Below are 13,530 nucleotides of genomic sequence, written 5' to 3'. Positions count from 1 at the left end.
CGGGCGTGGGACCCATGCGACGCTGCAGCAAGACCGGATGCCAGAGCCCTGCCCTGGCCACGCTGACGTACAACTACGCGGACTCGCAGGTGGTCATCGGGCCCCTGTCGCGCCGGGCGGAGCCGCACACGTACGACCTCTGCGGCGAGCACGCGCGGCGCACCACGGCCCCGCGCGGCTGGCAGGTGCTGCGGCTGGAGCTGCCCGAGCACTACGAGGCCGTCGACGCGGACGGCGGCGTGCGCACGGTCCCCACCCGGCCCGTGGCCGTCCCGCCGTCCCGCCCCGGGCTGCGCGTGGTGCGTGACGGGGACTGACGCTGCGCGTGTCGTGCCCTGCGGGGCATCGCTAGGCTGGAGGGCATGACTGAGACCTCCGCAGAGTTCCGCACGCCCGACGTCGACCCGGCCTTCGCCAACCGCACCACCGTGCCCGGTGCCTCGTTCGACTTCACGGTCCGGGACCTGTCCCTGGCTGAGGCGGGCCGCCACCAGATCCGCCTGGCCGAGCACGAGATGCCGGGGCTGATGTCCCTGCGCGAGGAGTACGGGGAGGCCCAGCCGCTGAAGGGCGCCCGCATCGCCGGCTCCCTGCACATGACCGTGCAGACCGCCGTGCTCATCGAGACCCTCACCGCCCTCGGCGCCGAGGTCCGGTGGGCCTCCTGCAACATCTTCTCCACGCAGGACGAGGCCGCGGCCGCCGTCGTCGTGGGCTCGGGCACCCCCGAGGACCCGCAGGGCGTGCCCGTGTTCGCCTGGAAGAACGAGTCCCTCGAGGACTACTGGTGGACCGCCTCGCAGATCCTCACCTGGCCGGGTGCGGACGAGGATCCGGAGCGCGGCCCCAACATGATCCTGGACGACGGCGGCGACGCCACCCTGCTGGTGCACAAGGGCGTCGAGTTCGAGGCCGCGGGCGCCGTGCCCAGCGCCACCGAGGACGACCCCGAGGAGTACCGGATCATCCTCGAGACGCTGCGTCGCTCGCTGGCCCGCGCCCCGCAGCACTGGACCCGGACCGCCGGCACCCTGCGTGGCGTCTCCGAGGAGACCACCACGGGCGTGCTGCGCCTCTACCAGCTGGCGCAGGAGGGCCGCCTGCTCTTCCCGGCGATCAACGTGAACGACGCCGTGACCAAGTCCAAGTTCGACAACAAGTACGGCATCCGCCACTCCCTGCCGGACGGCATCATGCGCGCCACGGACGTGCTGATCGGCGGCAAGGTGGCCGTGGTCTGCGGCTACGGCGACGTCGGCAAGGGCGCCGCCGAGGCCCTGCGCGGCCAGGGTGCCCGCGTGATCGTCACGGAGATCGACCCGATCTGCGCGCTGCAGGCCGCGATGGACGGCTACCAGGTGGCCCGCCTCGAGGACGTGGTGGGCGAGGGCGACATCTTCGTCACCACCACCGGCGGCAAGGACATCATCATGGCCGAGCACATGGCCGCCATGAAGGACAAGGCCATCGTGGGCAACGTGGGCCACTTCGACAACGAGATCGACATGGCCGGCCTGGCCCGCATCCCCGGCGTCGTGAAGACCGAGATCAAGCCGCAGGTCCACGAGTGGACCCTGGACGGCGGCACGGAGGCCGAGCGCAGCATCATCGTGCTCTCCGAGGGCCGCCTGCTGAACCTCGGCAACGCCACCGGCCACCCCTCGTTCGTGATGAGCGCGTCCTTCACCAACCAGGTGATGGCGCAGATCGAGCTCTTCGGCGGCTCCACGGGCACCGGCGCCCTGACCGGCGAGCACTACGAGAAGCGCGTCTACACGCTGCCCAAGGTGCTGGACGAGAAGGTCGCCCGCCTGCACCTGGACGCCCTCGGCGTCGGGCTGACCGAGCTGACCAAGGCCCAGGCCGAGTACCTCGGCGTGGACGTGGCCGGCCCCTTCAAGGCCGACCACTACCGCTACTGATCCCCGGCGCCCGCGGGCGGACGGACCCACTCGAGAGAGGCACGAGCATGGCTTCCCATCAGGCCGGCCGCGGGCGCGACGAGCGCGCCGGGGCGGAGGACTTCGAATCCGGGCTGGACTACGGCGCGTTCGTCCAGGACGACGCCGCGGACGACCCGAACCGCACCCAGGCGCTGCCCGCCATGGACCGGGACGACGACGGCGGCGCCCAGCACACCTCGGCGCTCAGCCCCGAGGACCTCGCCGCGCTGCGCGGCGGGGACGCGGCGGCCGCGGACCGACGCGACGCCGACCGCCCGGCCCCGGACGCCGACCGCGACATCGTCGCCTCCCGGGCCGTGCCCGAGAGCGACCGGCGGCCGCTGCCCGGCGCCGACGAGCTCGGCCCGCTGAGCGCCGCCGTCGGGGCCCGCGCGGCGGGGTCGAGCGCAGCCGCCCCGGTCGACCGCTACCCCGAGGACGGCACCGCCGCCCCCGTGACGCAGGAGGCGGCCCTGCAGGGGCCCACGCCGGAGGAGCGCGCGCGCCTGCCCAAGGCGGGCCCGCGCCTGGCGCAGGTGCTGCTGGCGATCCTCGCCCCGCTCGCCCTGCTGCTGGCCGCCGTCCGCCTCGTGGCGAGCCCGGTGTTCCTGTGGCTGGAGTACCACCGGCCCGGGTTCCCCGCGGACCGGTTCGGCTTCACCCTCGCCGACCGCATGCACTACGGCTCCGCCGGGCTGGACTACGTGACCAACCTGGCCGGGCCGCGGTACCTCAGCAGCCTCACCCACCAGGGCGCGCCCCTGTTCACCGAGGTCGAGGTCGACCACATGACGGACGTGAAGACCGTGCTGTGGATCGCCGCAGCGGCGCTCGTGGTGCTCGTGGTGGTGTGCGCCCTGCTCATCGCGTCCCTGCTGCGCACCAGCCCCGGCGGGGTGCGCCGCGCCCTGTTCGCCGGCGCCGTGTGGCTGCCGCTCGCGGTGATCGCGCTCGCGGTCCTGGCGGTGCTGGGCTGGGAGACGTTCTTCGCCGGGTTCCACTCGCTGTTCTTCGCGGACGGCACGTGGACGTTCTCCGTGCAGGACGCGCTGATCCGCCTGTACCCGAGCCAGTTCTGGATCGACGCCGCCGCCGCGGTGGGCCTCATCAGCCTGCTGACCGCCCTGCTCACGCTCGTCTTCACCTGGCCAACGCGCCGCCGTCGCGAGCGCACCGCGGACCAGCGCAGTGCCTTCGAGTCCACGCGCCTGCGCTGGGCCCGCGAGGAGGACGCGCAGCTGCGGTGACGGGCCGCTGAGGCCCCCGCACGAACGCGCCCCGCCCCCCAGTGATGGGAGGCGGGGCGCGGTGCGTCCGGCGGGTGTGCGGGTCTCAGGAGGACGGGGACCCGTCCACGAACGGGTAGTCCGTGTAGCCGTGCGCCCCGCCCGTGTAGAACGTCGTCGGGTCCGGCTCGTTGAGGGGCAGCCCCTCGCGCCAGCGGCGCGCCAGGTCCGGGTTGGCGATCAGCTCGCGGCCCACGGCCACCGCGTCGGCCAGGCCGTCCTCCACGATCCGGCGGGCCTCCTCCAGGCCCGTGACCGCGCCGAAGCCGCTGTTGAGCACCAGGGGCCCGGAGAAGGACTCGCGCAGGTGCGCCGCGAGGTCACCGGCCACGTCCTGGTGGATGACGGACAGGTAGGCCAGGTCCAGGTCGGCGAGGCCGGCCAGGAGAGCGTCGTAGGTGGCCAGGACGTCCGAGCGGTCCTCCTCGATGGTGCCCTGCACGTTGTGCTCGGGGGAGATGCGCAGGGCGGTGCGCTCGGCGCCGATGGCCTGGGCGACGGCGCGCACCACCTCCACGGTGAGGCGCGCCCGGTTCTCGGGGGAGCCGCCGTAGGCGTCCTCGCGGGTGTTGCTGGAGGGCGCCAGGAACTCGTGGAGCAGGTACCCGTTGGCGCCGTGGACCTCCACGCCGTCGAGCCCGGCCTCGACGGCCCGGCGGGCGGCGTCGGCGAATTCGGCCACCACGCGGGGCAGCTCCTCCGTGTCCAGGGCGCTGGGCACCGGCCCCTCCATCTTGCCGCTGAACCCGCGCACCGGCACCCCGGGGGCGATGGCGCTGGGGGCCTCCGGCTCCGCGCCGCGCAGCAGGTCCGGATGGCACATGCGCCCGCCGTGCATGACCTGGACGAACACGTGTCCGCCGGCCTCGTGGACGGCCTGCGCCACGGCACGCCACCCGTCGGTCTGGGCGTCGTCGGCGAGGCCGGTCTGGCCGGGGAACGCCCGGCTGCGGAAGGAGGGGAAGGCGCCCTCGGTGACGAGCAGTCCGGCAGTGGCGCGCTGGGCGTAGTGCTCGGCGTGCAGCTCGGTGGGGACGCCGTCCTCGCCCGCCCTCTGGCGGGTCAGGGGGGCCATGACGATGCGGTTGTCCAGGCGCAGGGCGCCGACGTCCAGGGGGTCGAACAGGGAGGGCACGGTGGTTCCGATCGCTCGGGGAGATGGTCCTCCGCGCCAACCGGCCGCCGCCGGAGGTTATTCCGGAGGCAGGGCATTCCGGCGGCGGGGGTGCGGCGCCCTCCCTCAGCGGCGGTAGAGGGCCTCGACGTCCTCGGCGTGGTCCTCGATCACCTGGGCCCGCTTGAGCTTCTGGGACTGGGTGACGTGCCCGGAGTCCTCGGTGAACGGGTGGTCCAGGATGCGGAAGCGGCGGATGGACTCGGCGCGGGAGACGCCCGCGTTGACCTGGTCCACCGCCTCCTGGATCGAGGCCAGCACGGTGGGGTCCGTGGCGGCCTCGGCCGGCGTGAGGCTGAGCTCGCGGTCCAGGGCCCACTGGGTGAGGGCCTCGGAGTCCAGGGTGATGAGGGCGCCCACGAACGGGCGGTTCTCCCCGACCACCACGACGTGCTCGATGAGCCGGTGCTGGCGCAGCGCCTCCTCCATGGGCGTGGGGTACACGTTCTTGCCGCCGGCGGTGATGATCACGTCCTTCTTGCGGCCGGTGATCCGCAGGAAGCCGTGCTCGTCCAGCGTGCCGATGTCCCCGGTGCGGAAGAAGTCGTCCTCCATGGCCTCCGCCGACGCCTTGGGCATGCCGTGGTAGCCGTCGAACACCACGGGGCCGCGGATGAGGATCTCGCCGTCCTCGGCGATCTTCACCGTCACCCCGGCCACGGGCAGGCCCACGGTGCCCACGCGGTGCGCGCCGGGGATGTTCACGGTGGCCGGCGCGGTGGTCTCCGTGAGGCCGTAGCCCTCCACGATCGGGATGCCGGCGCCGCGGAAGAAGTGCACCAGCTCCGGGGAGAGGGCGGACGCGCCGGACACGCACGAGATCACCTCGCCGCCGAGGGCCTCCCGGATCTTGCGGTAGACCAGCCGGTCGAACAGCGCACGCCGGGCGCGCAGCAGGGCCGAGGGGCCGGGGCCGTCCTCGAACTCGGCCTCGTCCACGGCCGTGGACCACTCGATGGCGGTGCGCTTGGCGGCCGCGTAGATCGGCCCGGTGCCGCCCTTCTGGGCCTTGGTCTCGATGCCGGCCTCGACCTTCTCGAACACGCGCGGCACGGCCAGCAGCCACGTGGGGTGGAAGGAGGCGAGGTCGCCGAGCAGCGTGGCCGGGGAACCGGAGTGGGCCACCTGGATGCGGGCGTACAGGCAGATGACCTGGATGGCGTGGGCGAGTACGTGGGCCAGCGGGAGGAAGAGCAGGGTGCGCGACGTCGTCGTCTCCGGGGACCACTGGATCACCTCGCGCCCGAAGTGCAGCACGTTGATGGCCGCGCCCACGAAGTTGCCGTGCGTGATCACGGCGCCCTTCGGGCGGCCGGTGGTGCCGGAGGTGTAGACGATCGAGGCGGGGCTGGCGAGGGTCGCCAGGGAGCGGGCGTGCTCGACGGCGTCGTCCGACACGAACGCGCCGGCCTCGGCCAGCTCCGCCAGCCCGGCGTCCGTCAGCGGGAACGTCGCCACGTCCACGTCCGCGTGCCCGGCGGCCTCGGCGACACGCTCGCCGAGCTCCTCGCTGCCGACGGCGACCACCCGCAGCCCCGAGTCCGTGACGATGTGCTCCACCTGGTGGGCGGAGGAGGTCTCGTAGATCGGCACGGACACGGCGCCGGCGAACCACACGGCCTGGTCGAGGACGGCCCACGCGTAGGAGGTGGGGGAGAACAGGCCCACCCGGTCCCCGGGCTGGACGCCGCGGGCGATGAGGCCGGCCGCCACGGCGCGCACCTGGGTGAGGAACGCGGTGAAGTGGACGTCCACCCAGCCGCCCGCGCCGTTGCGCACGGCGTACACGGGGGCGTCCGGCCGGTCGGCACAGGAGGCGACGATCAGGTCCGTGATGGTGGAGTCCGCCGGCGGCATGCCGACGAGCTCGGTGGCGGACTCATGGACGGGGCTCTGGTTCTGCACGGTCCGAGCGTACCCATTTCCGGGCGTGCGGCGCGCGGTCGGGCACACCCGCGCCCGCGACGCGGCCGTCAGATCCAGCTGCTGAACCACATCCGCCAGCGCCACTGGTCGTACGGGATGACGTCGCCGATCCACACGGGCAGGAAGAACAGGGACACGGCGACGGCGATCGTCACGTACGCCAGCACCAGGGCCGAGCCCCAGCGGGGCCCGGGCCGGCGGCCCGGCAGGAGCAGCAGCGAGAGCGCCAGGGCGATCATCATCACGAGGAAGGGCTCGTAGGCGATCGTGTAGAAGAAGAACATGGTCCGCTCGGGCCACAGGAACCACACCAGCTGCCCGGCTGCGTAGGCGCCGAGCAGGGCGCCGGCCCGCCAGTCCCGGTGGCGCACCAGCAGCCACACGCACACGAGGACGGCGGCCAGGCCCGTCCACCACACGAACGGGTTGGCGATGTCCGTGATGGCCGCCGAGCACGCGCCCGCGGCGTCCGGCGGGCAGATCCCCTCGCCGGGCTCTGCGCCCTCGTAGTAGTAGCTCACGGGCCGGCCCATGAACGGCCAGGTCCACGGGTTGGCGGCGTAGTCGTGGGGGCTGGTGAGGCCCTGGTGGAAGGTCGTGGACTCCACGTGGTAGTGCCACAGGGAGCGCAGCGGGCCGGGGACCAACCCGGCGAGCAGGCCCTCCGGCGGGTTGTCCCGGTGCCAGTCCCGGTAGTAGCCGCCCTCCGTGACGAACCAGCCGGTCCACGAGGCCAGGTAGGCGACCAGGCCGCCGCCCACCACGGCCACGAACGCGTACAGGCCGTCCTTCTCGACGCCGGCCCACGCCCAGCGCCGCACCCCGGCGGTCCGGCGCGCGGACATGTCCCACAGGACGGTGAGCAGGCCGAAGGCCGCCATGAACGCCAGCCCGGAGAGCTTCACGGCGCAGCCGGAGCCCAGCAGCACGCCCGCCAGCAGACGCCACGGGCGCCAGCCGAGCCACGGCCCGCTGGCCAGGGCGTCGCGTCCCCGCCGGGCGACGTCGTGGGCGAGCCGCTCCGCGAGCAGCCGCCGCCCGTGGACGCGGTCCGCCAGCAGCGCGGCGAAGGCCGCGAGCACGAAGAACGAGAGGAAGATGTCCAGCAGCCCGATGCGGGACATCACCAGGTGGTGGCCCTCCACGGCCAGCAGCAGCCCGGCCACCGCGCCCAGGGACACCGAGCGCAGCAGGTGCTGCGTGGCGAGGGCGACCAGCAGGACGGACAGCGTGCCGACCACCGCGGCGCTGAATCGCCAGCCCACCCCGTTGTCCGGGCCGAACGCGAGCATGCCCAGGCCGATCAGCCACTTGCCCAGCGGCGGGTGCACCACGTAGGCGGCCCCCTCGAGCGGCTCCGCCTCGCCGCGCGCGAACGCGTCGTTGACGTCCTCGTCCCACCGCCGCTCGTAGCCGGACTCCAGGAGGGAGTAGGCGTCCTTGGGGTAGTAGGTCTCGTCGAAGATCAGCTGGTCCGGGTGGGCCAGGTTCGTGAACCGCAGGACGCCGGCGATCACCGTGACCACCAGCGGCAGGATCCAGTGCCACCGCGTCAGGGGTGCCGCACTCACCCCGAGGCGGGCACGGGCTCCATGCTAGGGGCCGGGTGGACGGCGAGACGTGCACGGTGACCGGGGCCGTAGGCTCGGGGCAGCCGTCCGTCCGTCGAAAGGTCGTCCCATGCCCGAGGGTCGCATCGTCCTGGCCGCCACCCCCATCGGCAACCTCGGGGACGCGTCCGCGCGCCTGCGTGAGCTGCTGGCGGAGGCGGACGTGATCGCCGCCGAGGACACCCGGACCGCGCGGCGCCTGTGCGCCGGTCTGGGCCTCACCCCGACGGGCCGGGTGGTGGCCCATCACGAGCACAACGAGGCGGCCTCCGCCCAGGGGCTGCTGGAGCAGGTGCGGGGCGGTGCCACGGTGGCGGTGGTCTCGGACGCGGGCATGCCCACGGTCTCGGACCCGGGGTACCGGCTCGTGGCGGCCGCGGTGTCCGCTGGGCTGCCCGTGACCTGCGCGCCCGGCCCCTCCGCCGTGACCACCGCGCTCGCCCTGTCCGGCCTGCCGACGGATCGGTTCGCCTTCGACGGCTTCGTCCCCCGCAAGGACGGGGAACGACGGCGATGGCTCACCTCCCTGCTCACCGAGGCGCGCACCGTGGTCGCCTTCGAGTCGCCGCAGCGTCTGGCGGACGCGCTGGCCGTCGTCGTGGAGGTCCTCGGTGCGGAGCGGCCGGTGTGCGTGGCCCGCGAGCTCACCAAGCTGCACGAGGAGGTGGTGCGCGGCACCGCGGCCGAGGTGCACGCCTGGGCCGCCGAACGGCACGCAGGGGAGGGGATCCGCGGGGAGATCGTGCTGGTGATCGGGCCGGCCGCGCCCGGCGCCGAGGGGGAGGCGTCCGAGGCGGACGTGGTCGCCGAGGTGGCGGTGCTGGTGGAGTCCGGCACCCGGCTCAAGGAGGCCGTGGCCGCGGTGGCCGGAGCCCACGGGATGCGGAGCCGGGAGCTCTACCAGGCGGTGCTGGCGGCCCGGGGCTGACGCGTCCCCGGCTACACAGAGGCTCATGTGCCATGGCGCGGCGCCGGTGCCTGGCTAGGATCAGCCGTGGAGCCGCCGCCGGACGGCGTCGGAATACCCGTGGCCGTCCACCCGTTCCTCTGAGGGACGCGGGGCGTGCCGCCTCCGACCACCGACCCCGAAAGAGGTGCATCATGACCGTGACCGCTGAGCGCGAGAAGGCGCTGCTGGAGTCCGTCCCCACCGGCCTGCTGATCGACGGCGAGTGGCGCGATGCCTCCTCCGGCAAGACCTTCGACGTGAAGGACCCGGCCACCGGCAAGGTCATCGCGAGCCTGCAGGACGCGAACTCCGACGACGCCATGGCCGCCTTCGACGCCGCCTGCGCCGCGCAGGCCGACTGGGCCCGGACCCCGGCCAAGGAGCGCGCCGACATCCTGCGCCGTGCCTACGACCTGATCAACGAGCGCGCCGAGGACTTCGCGCTGCTGATGACCCTCGAGATGGGCAAGCCGCTCGCCGAGGCCCGCGGCGAGGTCACGTACGGCAACGGCTTCCTGCGCTGGTTCTCCGAGGAGGCCGGCCGCCACTACGGCCGCACCCTGACCGTGCCCGAGGGCACCCTGCGCATGCAGGTGCACCATCGCCCGGTGGGCCCGTGCCTGCTGATCACCCCGTGGAACTTCCCGCTGGCCATGGCCACCCGCAAGGTGGGCCCCGCCGTCGCCGCCGGCTGCACCATGGTCCTCAAGGCCGCCAAGCTGACCCCGCTGACCACCCAGCTGTTCGCGCAGGTGATGCAGGAGGCCGGCCTGCCCAAGGGCGTGCTCAACGTCGTCGCGGGCTCCTCCGCCTCGTCGATCTCCAGCCCGATCCTGCAGGACCGGCGGCTGCGCAAGGTGTCCTTCACCGGTTCCACGCCGGTCGGTGTGCGCCTCATGAAGGACGCGGCGGACAACGTGCTGCGCACCTCCATGGAGCTCGGCGGCAACGCCCCACTCATCGTCTTCGAGGACGCGGACCTGGACGCCGCCGTCGAGGGCGCCTTCGCCGCGAAGATGCGCAACATGGGCGAGGCCTGCACCGCCGCCAACCGCTTCCTCGTGCACGAGGACGTGGCCGAGGAGTTCACGCAGAAGTTCGTGGCCAAGCTCGAGGCGCTCAAGCCCCTGCGCGGCACCGACCCGGAGTCCACCCTCGGCCCGATCGTGGACGAGGGCGCGCGCGACGACATCGACCAGCTCGTCCAGGACGCCGTGGCGGCCGGCGGTGAGGTGCTCACCGGTGGCCACAAGATCGAGGGCGACGGCTACTTCTACGCGCCGACCGCGATCAAGGTGGAGAAGGGCAGCCCGATCCTCCAGCAGGAGATCTTCGGCCCGGTGGCCCCGATCGTGACCTTCTCCTCCGAGGAGGAGGCCATCGAGATGGCCAACGACACCGAGTACGGCCTCGCCTCCTACGTGTTCACGCAGGATCAGGCCCGGATGTACCGCGTGGCCGAGAGCATCGAGTTCGGCCTCATGGGCTACAACGTGGGCGTCATCTCCAACCCGGCCGCGCCGTTCGGCGGCGTGAAGCAGTCGGGCCTGGGCCGCGAGGGCGGCGCCGAGGGCATCGAGGAGTACACCTCGGTGCAGTACATCGGCATCGCCGACCCGTGGGCGGCCGCGAAGGCCTGACCCTCGCGTCGAGCCGTTCCCTCCGGGGGCGGTGTCGGGCGGTGTTCCTCTCGGATGCCGCCCGCCACCGCCCCCGAGGCGTGTCGGGGGCCCGGGTTCGGCTCCCTAGAGTGGGGTGCATGGCCCACGCATCCGAGACCCCCCTCGCCTACCGCGCCCCCGCCCAGCAGCCGGACGATGACGGCGGCCCGCGCCGGGACGCCCGCGAGGAGAAGTCGGGCCGCAAGCGTCGTCTCGAGTACCCGCCCGCACCCGAGCCGCTGCCGGTGCCCGTCGTGGACAACCACACGCACCTCGACTTCCGCGACGGCCTGGTCCGCGTGGACGTCCACCAGGCGATGGACGCGGCGGAGGCCGTGGGCGTGGTCGGCGCGGTCCAGGTGGGCTGCGACGTCGCCTCGGCCCGGTTCACGATCGCGGCGATCGAGGCCGAGCCCCGCCTGCTCGGCGCCGTGGCGCTGCACCCCAACGACGCGGCCCGCCTGGCCGAGCGCGGCGAGTTCGAGGAGGCGTTCGCGCAGATCGCGGAGCTCGCCCGCCACCCCCGCGTGCGCGCCGTCGGCGAGACGGGCCTCGACTACTTCCGGACGCAGGACGAGGCCGGCCACGCGGCGCAGCAGGAGTCCTTCCGCCGGCACATCCGACTCGCCCGCGAACTCGGCACGGCCCTGCAGATCCACGACCGGGACGCGCACGACGACGTCGTCCGGATCCTGCTCGAGGAGGCGGCCGACGGCGGGCTGCCCCCGCACGTGGTGTTCCACTGCTTCTCCGGCGGCCCCGATCTGGCCCGCACGTGCGCCGAGCACGGCTGGCACATGTCCTTCGCCGGCCCCGTCACCTTCAAGGCCAACGACGAGCTGCGCGAGGCGTTGCGGATCGCCCCGGCCGAGCTGCTGCTCGTGGAGACGGACGCGCCCTTCCTCACGCCGCATCCGCATCGGGGCCGCCCCAACGCGCCGTACCTGGTCCCGGTGACCCTGCGGGGCATGGCGGAGACGCGCGGAGACGACGTGGCGGCCCTCGCTCGCGCGGTGAGCGAGAACACCGCCCGGGTGTACGGGGCGTTCTGAGCCGATCCAGGCCCGGCCCCTAGGATGGGCGACGTGCTGACCCGACTCCTCAAAGCCCGGCTGCCCGAGGGAACGCAGTACCTGGTGGACCGCCCCATGCGGATCCGCCTCGTGTTCGTGGTCCTCGGGTCCGTCCTCGTGGCCGGCCTCGAGATGGTGGCGCTCGCCTCGATCCTCCCGCTGGTCAGCCTGCTGACCTCGGGTGAGCTGGGTTCCCCGGTGCTCGAAGGGCTGCTGGCCCGGTTCGGGGCCGTGACGGTGCCGGAGCAGACGGTGGCCTTCGCCGTCGTGATCGTGCTGGCCTTCCTGCTCAAGGCGATCCTGGTGCTCGCGTTCCGCTGGTGGACCATGGGGTTCACCAACCAGAACCTCATCCGCACGTCCGCCACGCTGCTGCGCTACTACCTGCGGGCCGACTACGGCCTGCACCTGACGCGCACGGTCGGCACCCTGGTCAACAACGTGACCGGCACCTCCAGCATGGCGTACACGGGCGTGGTGAACGCGTCCGTCACGTTCCTCACGGAGGCCGTGACGCTCGTCGCGGTGGCGGTCGTGGTGGGCGTCTCCATGCCGCTGACGGGGCTCGGGATGGCCCTGTACTTCCTCGCCGTCGCCTGGGTGATCAAGACGGTGATCCGCCGCCCGGCCTCGCGTCTGGGCTGGACCCTGGTGACCTCGGGGGAGCGGGCCAACACCGCGGCGCTGCAGGGCCTGGAGAACTACAAGGACGTGAAGATCCGCGGCAACGACTCGGCCTTCATGGAGGAGTACCGGGCCGCCCGCGCGGAGAGCGCGGAAGCCACGCGGCTCAAGATGATCCTCACGATGATGCCGCGCTACGTGCTCGAGGTCGCCTTCGTGGCCGCCATCGCGGCGCTCGTGGCCGTGGCCTTCATCCAGGGTCGTGGCGGGGAGGCGTTCGGCTCGCTCGCCCTGCTCGCGATGGCCGGCTTCCGTGTGCTGCCGTCCATGGCCGCGCTCATGGCCACCACCAACGAGATCCGCACCTCCTGGCCGGCCTTCGAGCGCACGACGGCGGAGCTCGCCGCCGCGCAGCCGGTCCTGCACGCGGCGGACCGGCCCTACGAGCGCGTCACGTTCGAGGAGTCCATCGAGGTGCGGGACGCGTCCTTCACCTACCCCGGCAAGGCCGAGCCGGTCCTGCGGGACATCGACCTGCGCATCCCCTTCGGCTCCTCGTACGCCTTCGTGGGCGGCAGCGGTGCCGGCAAGACCACCCTGGTGGACCTGGTCATCGGCTTCCACCACGCGCAGCGCGGCGGGGTCTACGTGGACGGGGTGGAGCTCGAGGCCAACCCGCGCGGCTGGTGGGACAACGTGGCGTTCGTCCCGCAGTCCGTCACCGTGGTCAACGGGACGGTGCTGCACAACGTGCTCCTCGACGTCGAGGCCGCCCAGACGGCGGACCGGGCCGAGGTGGAGCGCGTGCTGCGCGAAGCCCAGCTGGGGCAGTGGCTGGACGAGCTCCCCGACGGCCTGGACACCGTGATCGGCGAAGGGGCCGTCGGCGTCTCCGGCGGCCAGCGCCAGCGCCTGGGCATCGCGCGCGCGCTCTTCCGGCGACCCCGCCTCCTCGTGCTCGACGAGGCGACGTCGGCCCTCGACAACCTCACGGAACGCCGGGTCACCGAGGTGATCGAGTCGCTGCGCGGACGGATCACGGTCATCGTGGTCGCCCACCGTCTCTCCACGGTCAAGCGCTGCGATCAGATCGTGCTGATGGACCAGGGGCGGATCATCGGCCAGGGCACGTTCGCCGGGCTGCAGGAGACGAGCCCCGAGTTCCGCGAGCTCGTCCGGCTCGGTGACCTCTCCACCTGAGCGGAGCCCGCGCCGCTGCGCCCCGGTTACCCTGTCCGGCGCCCCGATAGACTCGCGGGCATGGTCCAGCCCTCCCCGCACCCC

10 protein-coding genes are annotated in these 13,530 nt (G+C 73.1%); 7 read left to right on the top strand and 3 right to left on the bottom strand.

The window, feature by feature from the left end; all coding sequences use genetic code 11:
- The first annotated feature begins 14 nt into the window (after window positions 1-14).
- The 3 genes from J1M44_RS00945 to J1M44_RS00935 are packed head-to-tail and all read left to right on the top strand — an operon-like array spanning window position 15 to window position 3,190.
- Window positions 15-317 (top strand): DUF3499 family protein, encoded by a 303-nt coding sequence (locus J1M44_RS00945; protein ID WP_145032397.1) that lies wholly within the window; start codon window positions 15-17, stop codon window positions 315-317.
- A 45-nt stretch (window positions 318-362) separates the two neighbouring features.
- On the top strand, window positions 363-1,922 hold the full coding sequence (gene ahcY, locus J1M44_RS00940; RefSeq protein ID WP_241252671.1) for an adenosylhomocysteinase: 1,560 nt from the start codon (window positions 363-365) through the stop codon (window positions 1,920-1,922).
- 47 nt (window positions 1,923-1,969) lie between these two features.
- Window positions 1,970-3,190, top strand: a complete 1,221-nt coding sequence (locus tag J1M44_RS00935) for a DUF1461 domain-containing protein (RefSeq protein WP_206480384.1) — start codon at window positions 1,970-1,972, stop codon at window positions 3,188-3,190.
- Window positions 3,191-3,275: 85 nt separating this feature from the next.
- On the opposite strand, the gene J1M44_RS00930 is transcribed toward J1M44_RS00935, so the two are convergent.
- From J1M44_RS00930 to J1M44_RS00920, 3 genes are all read right to left on the bottom strand, one after another.
- Window positions 3,276-4,364: an oxidoreductase gene (locus J1M44_RS00930; RefSeq protein ID WP_206480383.1), complete on the bottom strand. Its 1,089-nt coding sequence runs from the start codon at window positions 4,362-4,364 to the stop codon at window positions 3,276-3,278.
- Window positions 4,365-4,469: 105 nt separating this feature from the next.
- The gene (locus J1M44_RS00925; RefSeq protein ID WP_206480382.1) at window positions 4,470-6,308 is read right to left on the bottom strand and encodes an AMP-binding protein; all 1,839 of its coding nucleotides are present in this window, start codon (window positions 6,306-6,308) and stop codon (window positions 4,470-4,472) included.
- Between the two features lie 68 nt (window positions 6,309-6,376).
- Window positions 6,377-7,900: a dolichyl-phosphate-mannose--protein mannosyltransferase gene (locus tag J1M44_RS00920; RefSeq protein ID WP_342356557.1), complete on the bottom strand. Its 1,524-nt coding sequence runs from the start codon at window positions 7,898-7,900 to the stop codon at window positions 6,377-6,379.
- Between the two features lie 109 nt (window positions 7,901-8,009).
- Between J1M44_RS00920 and rsmI the strand changes: the two genes are divergently transcribed.
- From rsmI to J1M44_RS00900, 4 genes are all read left to right on the top strand, one after another.
- On the top strand, window positions 8,010-8,867 hold the full coding sequence (rsmI, locus tag J1M44_RS00915) for a 16S rRNA (cytidine(1402)-2'-O)-methyltransferase (RefSeq protein WP_206480381.1): 858 nt from the start codon (window positions 8,010-8,012) through the stop codon (window positions 8,865-8,867).
- A 173-nt stretch (window positions 8,868-9,040) separates the two neighbouring features.
- Complete coding sequence (locus tag J1M44_RS00910) at window positions 9,041-10,528, top strand: NAD-dependent succinate-semialdehyde dehydrogenase (protein WP_206480380.1); 1,488 nt, start codon at window positions 9,041-9,043, stop codon at window positions 10,526-10,528.
- Between the two features lie 119 nt (window positions 10,529-10,647).
- Window positions 10,648-11,601 (top strand): TatD family hydrolase, encoded by a 954-nt coding sequence (locus J1M44_RS00905; protein WP_206480379.1) that lies wholly within the window; start codon window positions 10,648-10,650, stop codon window positions 11,599-11,601.
- A gap of 33 nt (window positions 11,602-11,634) precedes the next feature.
- Window positions 11,635-13,446 carry an ATP-binding cassette domain-containing protein gene (locus J1M44_RS00900; RefSeq protein ID WP_206480378.1) on the top strand — a complete coding sequence of 604 codons (1,812 nt, stop codon included), beginning with the start codon at window positions 11,635-11,637 and terminating at the stop codon, window positions 13,444-13,446.
- Window positions 13,447-13,530: the final 84 nt, after the last annotated feature.

Source organism: Micrococcus sp. KRD128 (assembly GCF_017168395.1).
Classification (GTDB): Bacteria; Actinomycetota; Actinomycetes; order Actinomycetales; family Micrococcaceae; genus Micrococcus; species Micrococcus luteus.
Note: the sequence above shows the minus strand (reverse complement) of the source record. Positions and strands in the feature narration are given on the sequence as shown.